We start from the raw sequence: 15,287 nt of genomic DNA, 5'->3' as shown, positions 1-15,287 counted from the left end.
TAAGAATTTTTAACTCTAATGGAGCAAAAAATGAAATTTTATAAACGATGGAAAAGTCTATCTTTAAAATTAAATATAAGGCCCTCAAAAAGACGATCGATAAAACAAAAAAATAAATATGTAATCCTTTTCTTTGCTTTGTCTGTATTCGTTTATCATTCTAGTTATGCTGCTACAAATACTGGATTATATGGTGACGATAGATATGCAGGTCCTTTCCCAATAGGATTTAGCTTTAACTATTATGGTAGCAATTTTGATCAATTTTATGTCACAACTAATGGTTTGATTCAATTTACTAACCCAACTACCTCCTACATTAATACTTGTCTTCGTTCTTATAATAATACACTGTATGTGTTTTGGGATGATTTAAGAACCGATGTTTCAGGTCAGCCAACAGGGACTATTCAGTATGAAACTCAGGGAGAGGCACCTAATAGGAGGTTAATTGTTCAATGGACTAACCAGTATTACTTTGGTACTAATCTTCCAATGGGAACATTTCAGGCTATTCTTTATGAAAACTCTAATCAAATTAAGTATCAATATCGTTATTTGATAGGCGAACGTAGCAAAGGTAGCAGTGCTACAATCGGTATCCAAGGCGCATCAAATTATGCACAAATAGGTTGTAATACTGCAGATGTTGTTAAATCAGAACAAGCCATTTTATTTACACCAAATAGTGATTTTAGTAAGTATATTGTTGATCAAAATGCACCTTATAATTTTTTTGACATATCAGGATTAACGTTAGATGCACCAATACCAGTTAACCGTTATAGCCATCAAGCGCCAAGCTGGTCATGGCAAAAAATTAGTACACTCAATAGTTATGAAATTGATATTCAAGATCCATCTGGTAATACAGTTTATAGCGAAGTAGTCGGTGATATAGGGCAATTTACATTTGTTAATGGTTTGCAAAATGGTCAATCTTATCGAGCTCGTATCAGAGGAAGTATTAATAATGGTAGAACATGGGAAATGTGGTCTCCTCTTTCAACTTTAGTGACTATCGACACGATTAAACCAGTGGTTAAGCTCAAACAATTTAATCGTATTAATAGTGATACAGTGAAAGTAATTTTTACAACTTATGATAATTTAAGTGGTGTTAAATCGGGACATTTACAAATAGCAACTAACCCAAGTTTTGATACACCGCTCATTGATCAAGATATCCAAATTGATGCAAATAGCTACCAAATTCCGAATTTACCAGTTAAAGATAATGAAATATTATATGCACGTTTAAATGTAACTGATAAAGCTGGTAATGAATCAGGTTATACAGAGCCTTTAGCTATTGGTATTACAGCGCCAATATTAATTCAACCAGTCTCTAATTCAACGGTTAAAATATCAAATTTAGAGGTTCAAGGTAAAGCTGATGAAATTGGAAAAGTACAGCTATATTTGAATGGGATAATGGTTAATGATCCTGTTAAAGTTGATCAAAATGGTTATTTTTATAAAGTTGTTGATCTTAAGGAAGAGGGGAATTATCAATTAACGGCGGTACTTAATAGTGATTTTGGTATAAGTGAACACAGTAAACCTGTTTCAGTTAGTTTTAAACTACCGACACCAAAGGCAACAATTATAACACCAGCAGATAATCAAGCGATTTTTGCTCCTATGGATATCCAGATATCTGCAACAGATGAATTAGGAATTGATAAAGTCGAAGTTTACCTTGATGACCAATTATTTTCAACTTTGACCAAATCTCCTTATCAAGTTCATTGGCCATTAACACAACAAAATAATGGTAAACATAAATTAACCGTTAAAGCGATTAATTCGAGTGGTAAAGTTGCTACAATTGAACGTGAGGTAATGGTTAAAATGGAACCTCCTGCCCCACCACCGACAGCTTATACAGGGAAAGTTACCAATATCAATCCAAAAGTTAGCTATGGACTACAACCTATTACAATTACAGGGCAGGCGATTTATCGGAAGGATAATACTGTTGTTGCTAATGCACCAGTTAAGTTGGTATTAAAAATTAATGGCTTTGAGCGGAAGATTGCCATTGCAACTGATGATAAAGGAAATTTCTCTTATACTTTTATGCCTCAAGAAAATGATGCAGGTATATACCAAGTAGCCATTGTTCATCCAGATGAACTAACTATAACTTCACAAGCTAGTTTTGAAATTAATCGTATCGCCTTTAATTACCAAAATTATCATCTAAAAGCGGTACGTAACATTGTAATGCCTATAAATATGGTAGCTAAAGCGAATATTACTGCTAAAAATTTACGTTGGGTATTAACTGCAGATAATCAGCCGGATGGTATTTTGCCAAAAGGGATACAAATAAAATCTGAACCAATTGATATAAATAGTGGTGAAACTGAATTAACCATGATTAATTTCATTGCTGATGATACAGCAACCGAAACGGGAAGTATTTATCTTGTCGCTTTAGCTGATGAATCAAATGATTTAATACGAGGTAAATTAAAAATTGATTATCAGTTAGGACAAGCAATGCCAACCCTTTATGCTATTCCAAATTATATTCAAACGGGTCTACAGCAGGGAACAATGGTAAGTGCCAATATTCATTTAGGCAATAAAGGATTGGCTAAAGCAGAAAATGTTCAAATTGAACTTCTTGATGAAAGTGGTAATCCAGCGCCAAACTGGATATTTATTGCTACTGATAAAACAATTGAATCAATTGCTGTTGATGAACAACTGCCTTTACAAATTATTGCTCAACCAGATAACAAGGTAAATGATGGTGTTTATCGTTTTAATCTTAAAATAGCACAGAATAACAATATATTAGGATCAATTCCCGTCAGTATTTCAGTGACGCAAAGCGGTCTGGGCATTGCACAATTTGATATCGCTGATATCTATACTGCAACATTGGATAAACAAGGTAATCCTATTGCAGGCGTAAAAGGTGCGACGATTAAATTGCAAAATGAAGCTGTGCTTACTCAACAATATAGCATTATCTCTAATGAACAGGGGATCGCCTTATTAGAAAATATCCCTACAGGAGTTTATCGCTATCGTGTGAGTGCACCAAACCATACGGATGTATCAGGTCGCATTGTTATTCGCCCTAATACTACTATTAATGAACATATTTTTTTAGAGTACCAAAACATCAATATTGAATTTGGTACAACAGAAACAGCAATTAAAGATATTTATGATATTGAGTTAAATGCAACTTTCAATACTTTAGTACCAGCACCTGTTGTTTTGATAGAACCTATGTCTATTAATTTAGCGGGTTTACAAATTGGTGAGGAAAAAGTGGGTGAGCTCACTATTACTAACTATGGTCTGATAGAGGCTAAAAATGTGGTATTAAATTTACCTAAAACTGATAATAAATTTAAGTATGAATTTTTTGGAGAAATACCTAATAGTCTCTTGCCTAAGGAAAAAAGAGTTATTGCTTATCGAGTCACAGCTCTTGATTCGAACCAAGCTCAAAGCGTTAAACCAGAAGCAACGATTGAAACAATGTTATTTAAAAGTAAAAATGCGGTTAGTAGCTGTTATTTAGCTCCTTATTTAGAGCTACATGAAAGTATATGCGCTAATGGTGATATATCTAAAGGTAATAGCGGTGGTTATTTTTATCAATATGTAGGGCAATGTTCATTAGCAGATTTTAATTGGGACTGGAGTAAAGGTATTCATTTTGGTGGTACTTTAGGCTCTCCTTTTGCCATGCCAATAGCCCCTGGTTGTGCTCCAGAAGCTAATTGTGCGAGTGCCGGTACGGCAAGCGGTGCTAGGTAATTTAAAAATGAAAATTAAAGTGTCAAATAACACAAAGGATCGCAACATGATAATTAAAAATATAAACAGGTATATAGCAATCTTTATGGTGATTACAATAATGATTGTCTCATTACCTAAAATAGCGTGTGCACAACTTTATAATGGTGATATACAAAAAATATCTGGTATAAGTGACGCCAGTGTTAAATTACCAAATACCGAATATACTGAAAGTACGATTGACCTACGGGTCAAAGTACTTGGTGGTGAAGTTAAACTTAATCGAACTTGGGTTAATGGTCGTTGGTATATAAATCCAGCTTGGGCTAATTTACGCTTTATTCTTGATCCGTTAGATAATAGTGTGAAAACCATTGATCGTGCTGGTACCATGTATCAACGTACTGGTGAGGAACAATTATACACCTACGAACACGTATCTATTAAGAAAACAGATAGTGGGTGGCATTGGTTCGATCAACAAGGAAATTGGATTAATTTTGATGATAAAGGACGCATTTTAGAATATGGTGATGCTAATAATGTAAAAGTTAGTTTTACATTAGATAAAGAAGGTCGTTGCATTGCTATTAAAGATCATTTTGATGAACAGGTATATAGTTTTGCTTATGATAATCAGGAACGTCTTATCAAAGTCAGTGATCGTGAGGGGCGAGTTGTAAGTTATGAATGGTCAGGAAATAAACTGGTAAAGGTCACAGATGTTCTTGGTTATGTATGGCATTATGGGTACGATGCAAATGGACAACTAAACCAAAAAACTGAGCCAGATGGTGGTGTAACTAAAATTGATTATACCGTATCAACTCCTGCACCGAAAACCGCTATGATAAGTGGTAAAGAAGGTGGGGTTATTTCAAAAAAAACAGTTGTTACAACAGGTTCTGATAATCGCGATACAAAATTAGCCCAAGTAGGTAAAATCACTAACAAAACCGGTGCGGTAACAATTTTTAATAGCCAATATAATCGCGTTAATAAGCAATATACTATTACTGTTAATGATCCAATAGGCAAAAAAACAGTTACCGTATTTGATGCCAAAGGTCGTGTTATTACTAAAACAGTAAATGATAGTATTACTGAATCCTATCAACGCGACAAAGCTAATCATTCTGTTAAGTATACTAATCAGCGAGGGCTAACAACAACCACGCAATATAATCAATCCGACTATCCAATAAAAATCACTTATCCTAATGGCGCCACAGAGCTTTATGAATACAATAAAGCCAATAATCCAATAAAAATCACAAATACTAAAGGCGATGTAATTAGCTTTCAGTACGATGCTTTTAATCGCCCTATTAAAGTTGTATATGCGGCAGGTAAACCCGAACAACGTATTATAAGCTTTAATTATGACAATTATGGTCAACAAATTGTCGCGACTATTAGTGGTGGTGATAAAGCGATTAATTTGCAACAAACTTATGACCGCTATGGCAATATAGCAACATATACTGATGGTAATGGCTATCAATCACAATACACTCATAATATTCAGGGACAAGTAAAAACAGTAAAAAACCCACTACAACAACTATGGCAGTTTAACTATAATTTAGCGGGTTATCTTACGGAATCTATTGATCCACTTAATCATAGTGTATCTTTATCAAATGATGAAATGGGGCGATTAATCAAAGTTGTCGATGCGTTGGGTAATAAAACTCAATATAGTTACAGTTTTAATCAGAACGGCTATGAAACAAAAGTTGTTGATGCACTCAATCAAACCACCACTTACCAGTATGATAACTTATATCGCCTAATCAAAACCATTAGTCCAACGGGATTAGTCACTCAACAAGCGTATAACACCGATGATAAACTCATACAGAAAGTTGATGTTGCAGGGAATATCTTAACTTATGAATATGGTGAAAAAGGTTCTAATTTAGCAGGTTTATTAGCGAAAGTTGTTTATCCAACCTTTACTGAGACATATAACTATAATGCTTTAGATAAAGTCACTGAGATTAATCAGCAACTAGATACGAATACTACATTAACCACTCATCGTATTTATGATCAATTAGGCTTAATGACCAGTGTCATTGATGCAGCGAATCGGGTCTCACAAACAGAATATAATGCCCTAGGGGAAATAGTAAAATCTATAGATGCTTTGGGTCATGAAACCCGTTATCTGTCAGATTTATTAGGCAATATAACGCAAGTCACCGATGCAAATGATAACCAATATACGTTTGAATATGACAAAAATAATAATCTTATTAAAGAAACCAAGTCATTAGGGAATGAGGTTGAGTATAGCTATAACCAAGCAAATCAATTAATCGAGCAAAGACAAACGAATGGCAACCATATTCAATACCAATACGATGCGGCAGGAAATCTGGTAAAACAAAGCTATATTGAAAAAGACCAATCAACCCCAAGTCAGGTTGTCGCTTATAGCTATAATCAGGCTAATCAATTAATTGATGTACTACAAACTGGTGATACCTATTCCCACTTTGTTTATCAGCGCGATAAACTTGGTCGAGTAACTCAAGAAACGATTACTTATGGCACAGGTGCAAATAGTATTACTAAGACTTTGCAGTACGCTTATGATAAAGAGGATAATTTAGCTTCCATTAGCTATCCAGATAATACAAAAGTAACCTATGGATATGATAAAAATCAGCTAAAACAGGCAACACTGGCTAATGGCGAGGTGATTAACTGGAGTGATTACCGCTGGTTTATGCCATCTAAAGTGACTTATCCTAATGCAACGCAAACTAAGCAGTATGATTCATTACAGCGCCCCTTACTGATAGGGCTAACGGCGAATCGCAAAACATTATTAAATCGCCAATATAGCTATGATAAGGTGGGTAATATAACCCGAATCGCGACAGAAAACGGGGAAAATAATTACCAATATGACTTATTAGACCGGCTTATTCTTGCTAAACCTAATATTGAACTACAAAAAAATGGACTCACTGTAGAGTCTTATAGCTACGATGCTATTGGTAATCGCATCGGTAGCGCGCAACAATTAGGCGAGTGGAAATACAACAAATTTAATCAGCTAATCAAATGGGGCGAAGGCACTAGTCAAACTACCTTGTCCTATACCCCTAATAGTCAGTTAGCCACTGAAGTTAGTGCAGATAAAAAATTAAGCTATCACTATAATGCAGCAGAGCGTCTTATCAGCGTTAACGATGAAACTACTGAACTGGTGACTTATCAATATGATCCTTTTGGTCGTCGTATTAGTAAAACCATTAATGGTGATATCACCTATTTTATTTATACCAATGAAGGTCTGATTGCTGAATTAGACCATCGTGGTCAGATGACGGTTGCCTATGGTTGGGTACCTGATACCGAATGGGGAACAAGCCCATTGTGGCAGGCAAGTTTAACTGTAGCTAACCAGACGCTACAAACTGCGTCTTACCATTATCTCATTACGGATCATTTAGGCACACCACAACTGGCCATTAACAATCAAGGCCAGCAAACATGGAAAATGCACAGTGACGCTTTTGGTAATGCGGTATTAGATCCTAATAACCAAATTACCTTAAATTTACGTTTTCCGGGGCAATATTATGATAAAGAAACGGGGCTTTCTTATAATTATTTTAGGGATTATAATCCTAAAATAGGGCGTTATATCCAAAGCGATCCGATAGGCTTAAATGGCGGAATAAATACCTTTAGTTATGCCAGTGGCAATCCGCTTTTATATCGAGATCCCTTAGGGAAAAATCCAGTAGCCCTTCTCTTTGTTGGCATAAGGGCATGTATGGCAAACCCACAATGTGTTGCAGTTGTGGGAGGCGCTATAGCTTATGGAGTATTAAATAACATTAAATTGTTAGAGGAATATAACTATGATTCATCAAATAATGGTCATGCTTTCTGTCCATCAGCTTCTATATCTACCACTACCAAGAAAAGCAAAGATAAGATTGAAGGTAAGGGCAAGTGGTTTTGTGAAGCAAAGTGTGATCTTCAAGCGATTGATCATAAATTAGATGGTAAAATTCCTGGAAGAGTACGAGGGGCTCATAGAGGAAGTTCTCAGTATGAGGCTTGTAATGCAGCAAAAAATAAAGCAAAAGCATTGACTCCTAGAGATGCTTATCCAAGGCATTGTTATTGTACTAAATGTTGGAAAAAATAATTAACTTACACAATAAGTAAGATAATAATTAAAACGAATATAAATTAGAAGATTAGAAGGGTGATAATTCTATAGATTATAAATTTATCATGAGCGAAAAATTAAGGTATGCTTATTTTTTCAGTATGAGTATGTTAATTATAATCAATCAAAGAATTGTTATTTTTAGTTAAATCGATCTCTCTATATTTCGCACAGAAATAAAGGGAGATTACTGTATCAGTTGATAAGAATTAAGAAAATCTTACGCGTGATTGTAAATAATGGAGAAATTAAATGACAAAAGTAGAAAAATTTGAATTGGCTAAAATAAAACAAGATAAATTAATAAAAACGATGATATATGAGGTAGATACTGATGAAGGTTCCATAGAATATCGATTAGAAATATATAGAAGAGAAAACGTATTTAAAGGCATCGTCTATAGAAAGGAGCTCTATCGAATGCGAGCTAATTATAAAGGAGGTATTGTAAAGTGCGATGAATTTATGTTTAGTCCAGATAATAATTTCAATCTTAATTTAATTAATTATAATGAATCAGAAGAAGATATCATTAATATTTTTTATAATGAATTAGAGAAAAATTTTAACTCTCTCAATTAATTATAATTACTATATAAATTGATATAGGTTAAAGAAAAGTTGAGTCGTGTTGCTTAGTATCTTGTAATATTCAAATAAACACTGGAAAAAATTAAAATGGCAAAGATAAAAAAATATGAATTAATAAAAACGATCATTTATGAATTAAGTAAAGATGAGCATTACGAAGAATTTAAATTAGAAATCTATAAAGGAGACAAAGATTTTAGAGGTATTGGTTATCGGTTAGACTCATATAGATTGAAACGTCGTTATGATGTTAAAAGATTTGTAAATAGCGATGTATCTTTATTTATTGAAGATTTTTATTTTTGTTACAACAAGTCGGAAGAAGATATCATTAATAATTTTTATATTAGGTTAGAGAAAATATTTGGGTCACTCAATTTGTTATAATTATCATTATTCTTAAAATTAATTAAACTAATGTAGCTTATTCAGTACCAGCCTAGCTTTGCTAAGATAGATAACCATAATATCTTTGGACAAGTATCTATATAAATTGATATAAAATAGAATTAAGAGTACTAATAAATAATGGGAAAACTCAATGGCAGAACTAAAACAATATGAATTAATAAAAACAATAATTTACAAAGTTGATACCAAAGATGATTACGCAGAATATAAATTAGAAGTCTATAAAGGAAATAACGGATTTAAAGGAATTATTTATAGAAAAGATTGCTATAGAATGTTAGCTCGTTATGATGAAAATTTTATAAATATCGATAAAAATCTATTTACTCTAGATAATAATTTTAATCGTTGTTTAATTAATTATGATGAATTGGAAGAAGATATCATTACTAATTTTTATATTGCGTTAGAGGAAATATTTGGACCACTCAATTTATTATAATTACCAGCGTTTTTAAGGTTAATTAGACTAATTTAGCTTATTCAGTACCTGCCTACCTTTGCTGAGACATATAACCATAATACGTTTGGACAAGTATCTATAGATGCTTTAGGTTATGAAATACAGTATATGTTATATTTATGAGGCAATACAGCACAAGTCACCGATGCAAATGATAACCAATATACGTTTGAATATGATAAAAATAATAATCTTATTAAAGAAACCAAGTCATTAGGGAATGAGGTTGAGTATAGCTATAACCAAGCAAATCAATTAATCGAGCAAAGACAAACGAATGGCAACCATATTCAATACCAATACGATGCGGCAGGCAATCTGGTAAAACGAAGCTATATTGAAAAAGACCAATCAACCCCAAGTCAGGTTGTCGCTTATAGCTATAATCGGGCTAATCAATTAATTGATATACTACAAACTGGTGACACCCATTCCCACTTTGTTTATCAGCGCGATAAACTAGGTCGAGTAACTCAAGAAACGATTACTTATGGCACAGGTGCAAATAGTATTACTAAGACTTTGCAGTACGCTTATGATAAAGAGGATAATTTAGCTTCCATCAGCTATCCAGATAATACAAAAGTAACCTATGGATATGATAAAAATCAGCTAAAACAGGCAACACTGGCTAATGGCGAGGTGATTAACTGGAGTGATTACCGCTGGTTTATGCCATCTAAAGTGACTTATCCTAATGCAACGCAAACTAAGCAGTATGATTCATTACAGCGCCCCTTACTGATAGGGTTAACGGCGAATCGCAAAACATTATTAAATCGCCAATATAGCTATGATAAGGTAGGTAATATAACCCGAATCGCGACAGAAAACGGGGAAAATAATTACCAATATGACTTATTAGACCGGCTTATCCTTGCTAAACCTAATATTGAACTACAAAAGCATGGAGTCACTGTAGAGTCTTATAGTTACGATGCTATTGGTAATCGCATCGGTAGCACGCAACAATTAGGCGAGTGGAAATACAACAAATTTAATCAGCTAATCAAATGGGGCGAAAGCACTAGTCAAACTACCTTGTCCTATACCCCTAATAGTCAGTTAGCCACTGAAGTTAGTGCAGATAAAAAATTAAGCTATCACTATAATGCAGCAGAGCGCCTTATCAGCGTTAACGATGAAACTACTGAACTGGTGACTTATCAATATGATCCTTTTGGTCGTCGTATTAGTAAAACCATTAATGGTGATATCACCTATTTTATTTATACCAATGAAGGTCTGATTGCTGAATTAGACCATCGTGGTCAGATGACGGTTGCCTATGGTTGGGTACCTGATACCGAATGGGGAACAAGCCCATTGTGGCAGGCAAGTTTAACTGTAGCTAACCAGACGCTACAAACTGCGTCTTACCATTATCTCATTACGGATCATTTAGGCACACCACAACTGGCCATTAACAATCAAGGCCAGCAAACATGGAAAATGCACAGTGACGCTTTTGGTAATGCGGTATTAGATCCTAATAACCAAATTACCTTAAATTTACGTTTTCCGGGGCAATATTATGATAAAGAAACGGGGCTTTCTTATAATTATTTTAGGGATTATAATCCTAAAATAGGGCGTTATATCCAAAGCGATCCGATAGGCTTAAATGGCGGAATAAATACCTTTAGTTATGCCAGTGGCAATCCGCTTTTATATCGAGATCCCTTAGGGGAAAATCCAGCAGCCCTTCTCTTTGGTGGTATAAGGGGATGTACGGCAAACCCAGTATGTGCCACTCTAATGAGAAGAGTTGTGGGTGGCATTATAGCTCGTAATGTATTAAATAGCTTGGTAGATCTGCATGACTATGATAATCATTGGAATGAAGAATGTTATCGTAACTCAGTTAATATAGCTGGTAAGAAAAGTCGCACTAAAAATAGTACATCTGGAGTAGGTTCTTCTAATAATGAAGATCCAGATGATGATAAAAACAAAAAATACAAGGTTCCAAAACCAAAGGTTAGTGGTAAAGAGGGAGCAAAAGACGTACCCGATTGGGCTAAAGAATACCGTCCTTATGTAGGTGAAAATGGAAAAAAGTTTGCTAAACGTATAATGAATAAAAAATATGGTAAAGGGAATTATGATACAACAACTAATACAGAATTTAGTAAAATTAAAAAATGGGGCGATAGATCATTTATCAATCCTTAATAAAATATAGGAGTAAGGGTATGCAAAAAGTGTATTTTTTATATCATATTCGTTATGAAGATACGGATGATGAAGATGTTAAATTAATTGGTATTTACAGTAGTTATAAACAAGCTGAATTGGCTATAGAAAGACTCAAAAATAAACCAGGATTTATTGATTATCCTGATGATTTCCAGATTTTTGATAGTGTTTTAAATCGTGATGGTTGGAGTGAAGGTTTTGTAACTATCCCCTAAAATAGTACAGCAAAAAAGTAGAAAATTCTCTATGATAAAAGTAAAGGGGATTTAATTATGAAAAAAATGACTGAACATCAAATCGTCGCTATTTTAAAAGAAGCTGAAGCGGGTATTCCTGTCAAGGAACTCTGTCGTAAATATGGGATGGGTAATTCAACTTTCTATAAATGGCGGGAAAAATACGGCGGAATGGAAACTTCGGACATCAAACGCTTAAAGGAGCTGGAGGCCGAAAACCGCAAGCTTAAGCAGATGTTTGCCGAACTGAGCTTAAAATCCCAGCTTCAGGAAGAAATCATAAAAAAGCTTTAGTGCCCACAAAGGCACGTAAAACGTGGGCACAGCAACTACAACAAAATCATTTAGTTACTATTGCTATGAGTTGTGCCATTGTTGGCTTAAGCCGTTGTGCTTACTATTATCAACCTAAGTTACCGAATGATTCAGTGATTGTTTCGGTGTTGAATGCTATCACAGACCGGCATTTACGCTGGGGCTTTCCTAAATGCTTTAATCGCATCAGAAAGCTCGGCTATAAATGGAATCATAAACGGGTGTATCGGGTGTATTGTGAATTAAAGCTTAATCTCAGGTAAAGCGTAAAAAACGCATTCCTCCACGATGCCCGGAAAGGTTATTAGTACCCAATAAACAAGGTGAATGTTGGTCAATGGATTTTATGAGTGATAGTAGTGGTAATCAACGTCGCTTTAGGACATTCAATGTCATCGATGACTTTAATCGTGAGGCGCTAGGCATTGATATTGCGGTAAGCTTACCGGCAGGGAGAGTTACCCGTTACTTAGATAAACTGGCCGAATATCATGGGTATCCATTAAAAATACGAGTCGATAATGGGCCAGAATTTACAGGAAAAACCTTTATAAACTGGGCAAAGTTACATGGTATAAACATTGATTATATCCAGCCCGGTAGCCCATATCAAAATGGTTATATTGAACGATTTAATCGTACCTATCGTACTGAAGTACTCGATTTATATCTTTTTAACAACTTAGCGCAAGCAAGGAGAATAACCGAAGAATGGTTAACGATTTATAATACCGAAAGACCGCATGAGGCATTAAATAACATGACACCGATTGAGTATAAAACACTAAAACAAGCAGCATGATTTTCTACTTGAATCTTGTACTAAGTTTGGGATATTTACAGTTTTGGTTTTTGAATTCTAAAATATACTATTAATTATACTGTTTTTTATAAAATACGGAGATAAATATGCAAAAAGTCTATCTTTTATATCATATTCGAGATAAAGGTGCTGAAGATGAAGATACTAAAGAAATTGGTACTTATAGTAGCTATGAATTAGCTGAAGCAGCTAAAAATAGGGTTAAAGACAAGCCTGGCTTTATTGATCATCCAAATGGATTTTATATTGATGAATATATTATTGATAAAGATTATTGGGCAGATGGTTTTCATGACTAGATCGCATCGACCTAATAAATTTGTGAACTGTTTATCTGTTTAAGAGTAAGGTGAGATATGGGCTAGACTTTACAAAGCGGACTACAAAGTCAGTAGCAGCAGTATGGGCATCAACATCAATGGCATTCCCACTATCCAACCAGTTGCAACAAAAGCGAAAGTGACGGTTTGACCACGCATTCAGCGGAATCGAAAGGGGCGATAATTATCCGCAATAAAGAGGAGCAAAAACAAGATATCAACTAATTAAGTCGTAATACTGAGCATGTCAATAACGGGCTCAAACATATCTTTAACCAAGAAAAAGAGCAAGAGATCATCGATCAAACACGGCTAGTGGGTGAAATTGGTGGTGAAACGTTAACCATGCTCAATCATATTGACCGCATGTGAGTAGAATCAGAAGCGAAAAATTAGTGGTAAAGAGGGAGCAAAAGACGTACCCAGTTGGGCTAAAGAATACCGTCCTTATGTAGGTGAAAATGGAAAACAGTTTGCTAAACGTATAATGGATAAAAAATATGGTAAACGTAATCATGATACTGGTGCCACTTCAGAATTTAATCGAATTAAAAAATGGGGCGATAGATCATTTATGGATCCTAAATAAACTATAAAGGAGAAATTATGCAGAAAGTATATGTTTTACATCATATTAGAGATGAAGGTACTGCTGATGAAGATAAAAAGAAAATTGGCACTTACAGTAGTTATAAATTAGCTGAAGAAGCGAAAAATAGAGTTAAAGATAAATCTGGGTTTATTGATTATCCTGATGGGTTTTATATTGATGAATATATTATTAATAAAAATTATTGGCCTGATGGATTTGTTGAATAAATTTTACAGATCAGTGATTTATCTCACTGAGCTTAGTTAATAATTTATAATTATTCTTTTTTATAAAAAAGAATTGTAGATTGTTTATTGAACCCAAGTAATGTAGGAGGTGAGCATGCAAAGGTTAGTGTATTTTTTATACCATGTCCGTTATGAAGATGCTGATGATGAAGATGTTAAATTAATTGGTATTTATAGTAGTCATGAACAAGCTGAATTAGCTATAGAACAGCTTAAAAATAAACCTGGTTTTATTGATTATCCTGATGATTTTCAAATTACCGAAAATGTTCTGAATCAAGATGGTTGGGTGGATGGCTTTATTGATTTACCTGAGTAAATTTAATGAATAACTTTTACAGTTCATTGATTTTTTACTGAACTGAATTAAAAAGTTGCAATTATTCAATTTTTATTTCTTATAGTATAAACCATTTTTAACTATAATAAAAAATGGCTATTTAGGAATAAAGTTAGCCACTTAGGTTAGCGCAGATAAAAAATTATAATGCAGCAATGAGTACATCTATGGTTGTAGGAAACTATATAATGATTAAAGAAAGCTTTATAGGTATCTTTCCAGCTGGATTGTTTATCTCATTTATAATTCAAACTATAGCAATGAAAAAGAATTGGCCAAAGGTTTTACTTTACACTGATATCATTTTTTCTTTTATAATGGGGTGGGTATATGCAATTTATGTTAGGGAGGAAGAAAATATATTAACTATAATCAAACTTGTATTTTATGTTATGTGTTTTGGTTGTTTTTTTTCAGCTTTCTATTGGCTAGAAGCTCGAAGGTTTCCTTGGAGTAAACAGAGTAAGACAAGTGAAAATGAGACAAAAAAGCCACCCTATTAATATATTATAATAATTAAATTGTGTGATAGAGGAATTATTTTAAGTTATTAATTTCTAAATCACATTCATAATTAGCATTTAAAGTTGTTCCAAAAAAGAAGTAAGTAATTAAAAAACAGGTATAGGCTATTATAGCCTATACCTGTTTTTTAATTAGATAATACAATGCCATTACAAAACGAATAACAATCATATTCAATACCAATACGATGCGGCAGGAAATCTGATAAAACAAAGTTATATTGAAAAAGGTCAAACAACTTCAAGTCAGGTT

At 33.9% G+C, this 15,287-nt stretch carries 11 protein-coding genes and 1 pseudogene; all 12 read left to right on the top strand.

The genetic code is table 11. From position 1 onward, the window contains the following. Positions 1–30 precede the first annotated feature (30 nt). The gene (locus GYY69_RS08410; RefSeq protein ID WP_174797268.1) at positions 31–3,789 is read left to right on the top strand and encodes an Ig-like domain-containing protein; all 3,759 of its coding nucleotides are present in this window, start codon (positions 31–33) and stop codon (positions 3,787–3,789) included. An 85-nt stretch (positions 3,790–3,874) separates the two neighbouring features. Continuing rightward, positions 3,875–7,948 (top strand): RHS repeat domain-containing protein, encoded by a 4,074-nt coding sequence (locus GYY69_RS08405; protein ID WP_174797267.1) that lies wholly within the window; start codon positions 3,875–3,877, stop codon positions 7,946–7,948. A gap of 276 nt (positions 7,949–8,224) precedes the next feature. After that, positions 8,225–8,554, top strand: a complete 330-nt coding sequence (locus tag GYY69_RS08400) for a hypothetical protein (RefSeq protein ID WP_174797266.1) — start codon at positions 8,225–8,227, stop codon at positions 8,552–8,554. A 96-nt stretch (positions 8,555–8,650) separates the two neighbouring features. Beyond that, positions 8,651–8,950 carry a hypothetical protein gene (locus GYY69_RS08395; RefSeq protein WP_174797265.1) on the top strand — a complete coding sequence of 100 codons (300 nt, stop codon included), beginning with the start codon at positions 8,651–8,653 and terminating at the stop codon, positions 8,948–8,950. Positions 8,951–9,104: 154 nt separating this feature from the next. After that, the gene (locus GYY69_RS08390; protein WP_174797264.1) at positions 9,105–9,416 is read left to right on the top strand and encodes a hypothetical protein; all 312 of its coding nucleotides are present in this window, start codon (positions 9,105–9,107) and stop codon (positions 9,414–9,416) included. Between the two features lie 543 nt (positions 9,417–9,959). After that, positions 9,960–11,612, top strand: coding sequence for an RHS repeat domain-containing protein (locus tag GYY69_RS08380; protein ID WP_174797263.1), 1,653 nt, complete (start codon positions 9,960–9,962; stop codon positions 11,610–11,612). 20 nt (positions 11,613–11,632) lie between these two features. Then, positions 11,633–11,851, top strand: coding sequence for a DUF7336 domain-containing protein (locus GYY69_RS08375; RefSeq protein ID WP_174797262.1), 219 nt, complete (start codon positions 11,633–11,635; stop codon positions 11,849–11,851). A 57-nt stretch (positions 11,852–11,908) separates the two neighbouring features. Continuing rightward, a pseudogene (locus GYY69_RS08370) lies at positions 11,909–12,989 on the top strand (IS3 family transposase). A gap of 107 nt (positions 12,990–13,096) precedes the next feature. Continuing rightward, positions 13,097–13,309, top strand: a complete 213-nt coding sequence (locus GYY69_RS08365; protein WP_174797261.1) for a DUF7336 domain-containing protein — start codon at positions 13,097–13,099, stop codon at positions 13,307–13,309. A gap of 627 nt (positions 13,310–13,936) precedes the next feature. Next, a complete protein-coding gene (locus GYY69_RS08360) occupies positions 13,937–14,149 on the top strand; it encodes a hypothetical protein (RefSeq protein WP_160432161.1) in 213 nt (70 codons plus the stop codon). Positions 14,150–14,264: 115 nt separating this feature from the next. Continuing rightward, positions 14,265–14,489 carry a DUF7336 domain-containing protein gene (locus tag GYY69_RS08355; protein ID WP_174797260.1) on the top strand — a complete coding sequence of 75 codons (225 nt, stop codon included), beginning with the start codon at positions 14,265–14,267 and terminating at the stop codon, positions 14,487–14,489. 209 nt (positions 14,490–14,698) lie between these two features. Continuing rightward, positions 14,699–15,013 (top strand): hypothetical protein, encoded by a 315-nt coding sequence (locus tag GYY69_RS08350; RefSeq protein ID WP_174797259.1) that lies wholly within the window; start codon positions 14,699–14,701, stop codon positions 15,011–15,013. Positions 15,014–15,287: the final 274 nt, after the last annotated feature.

The sequence above is a fragment of the Gilliamella sp. ESL0250 genome, assembly GCF_013345045.1.
Classification (GTDB): Bacteria; Pseudomonadota; Gammaproteobacteria; order Enterobacterales; family Orbaceae; genus Gilliamella; species Gilliamella apicola_H.
This window is presented reverse-complemented; position numbering and strand designations above follow the sequence as displayed.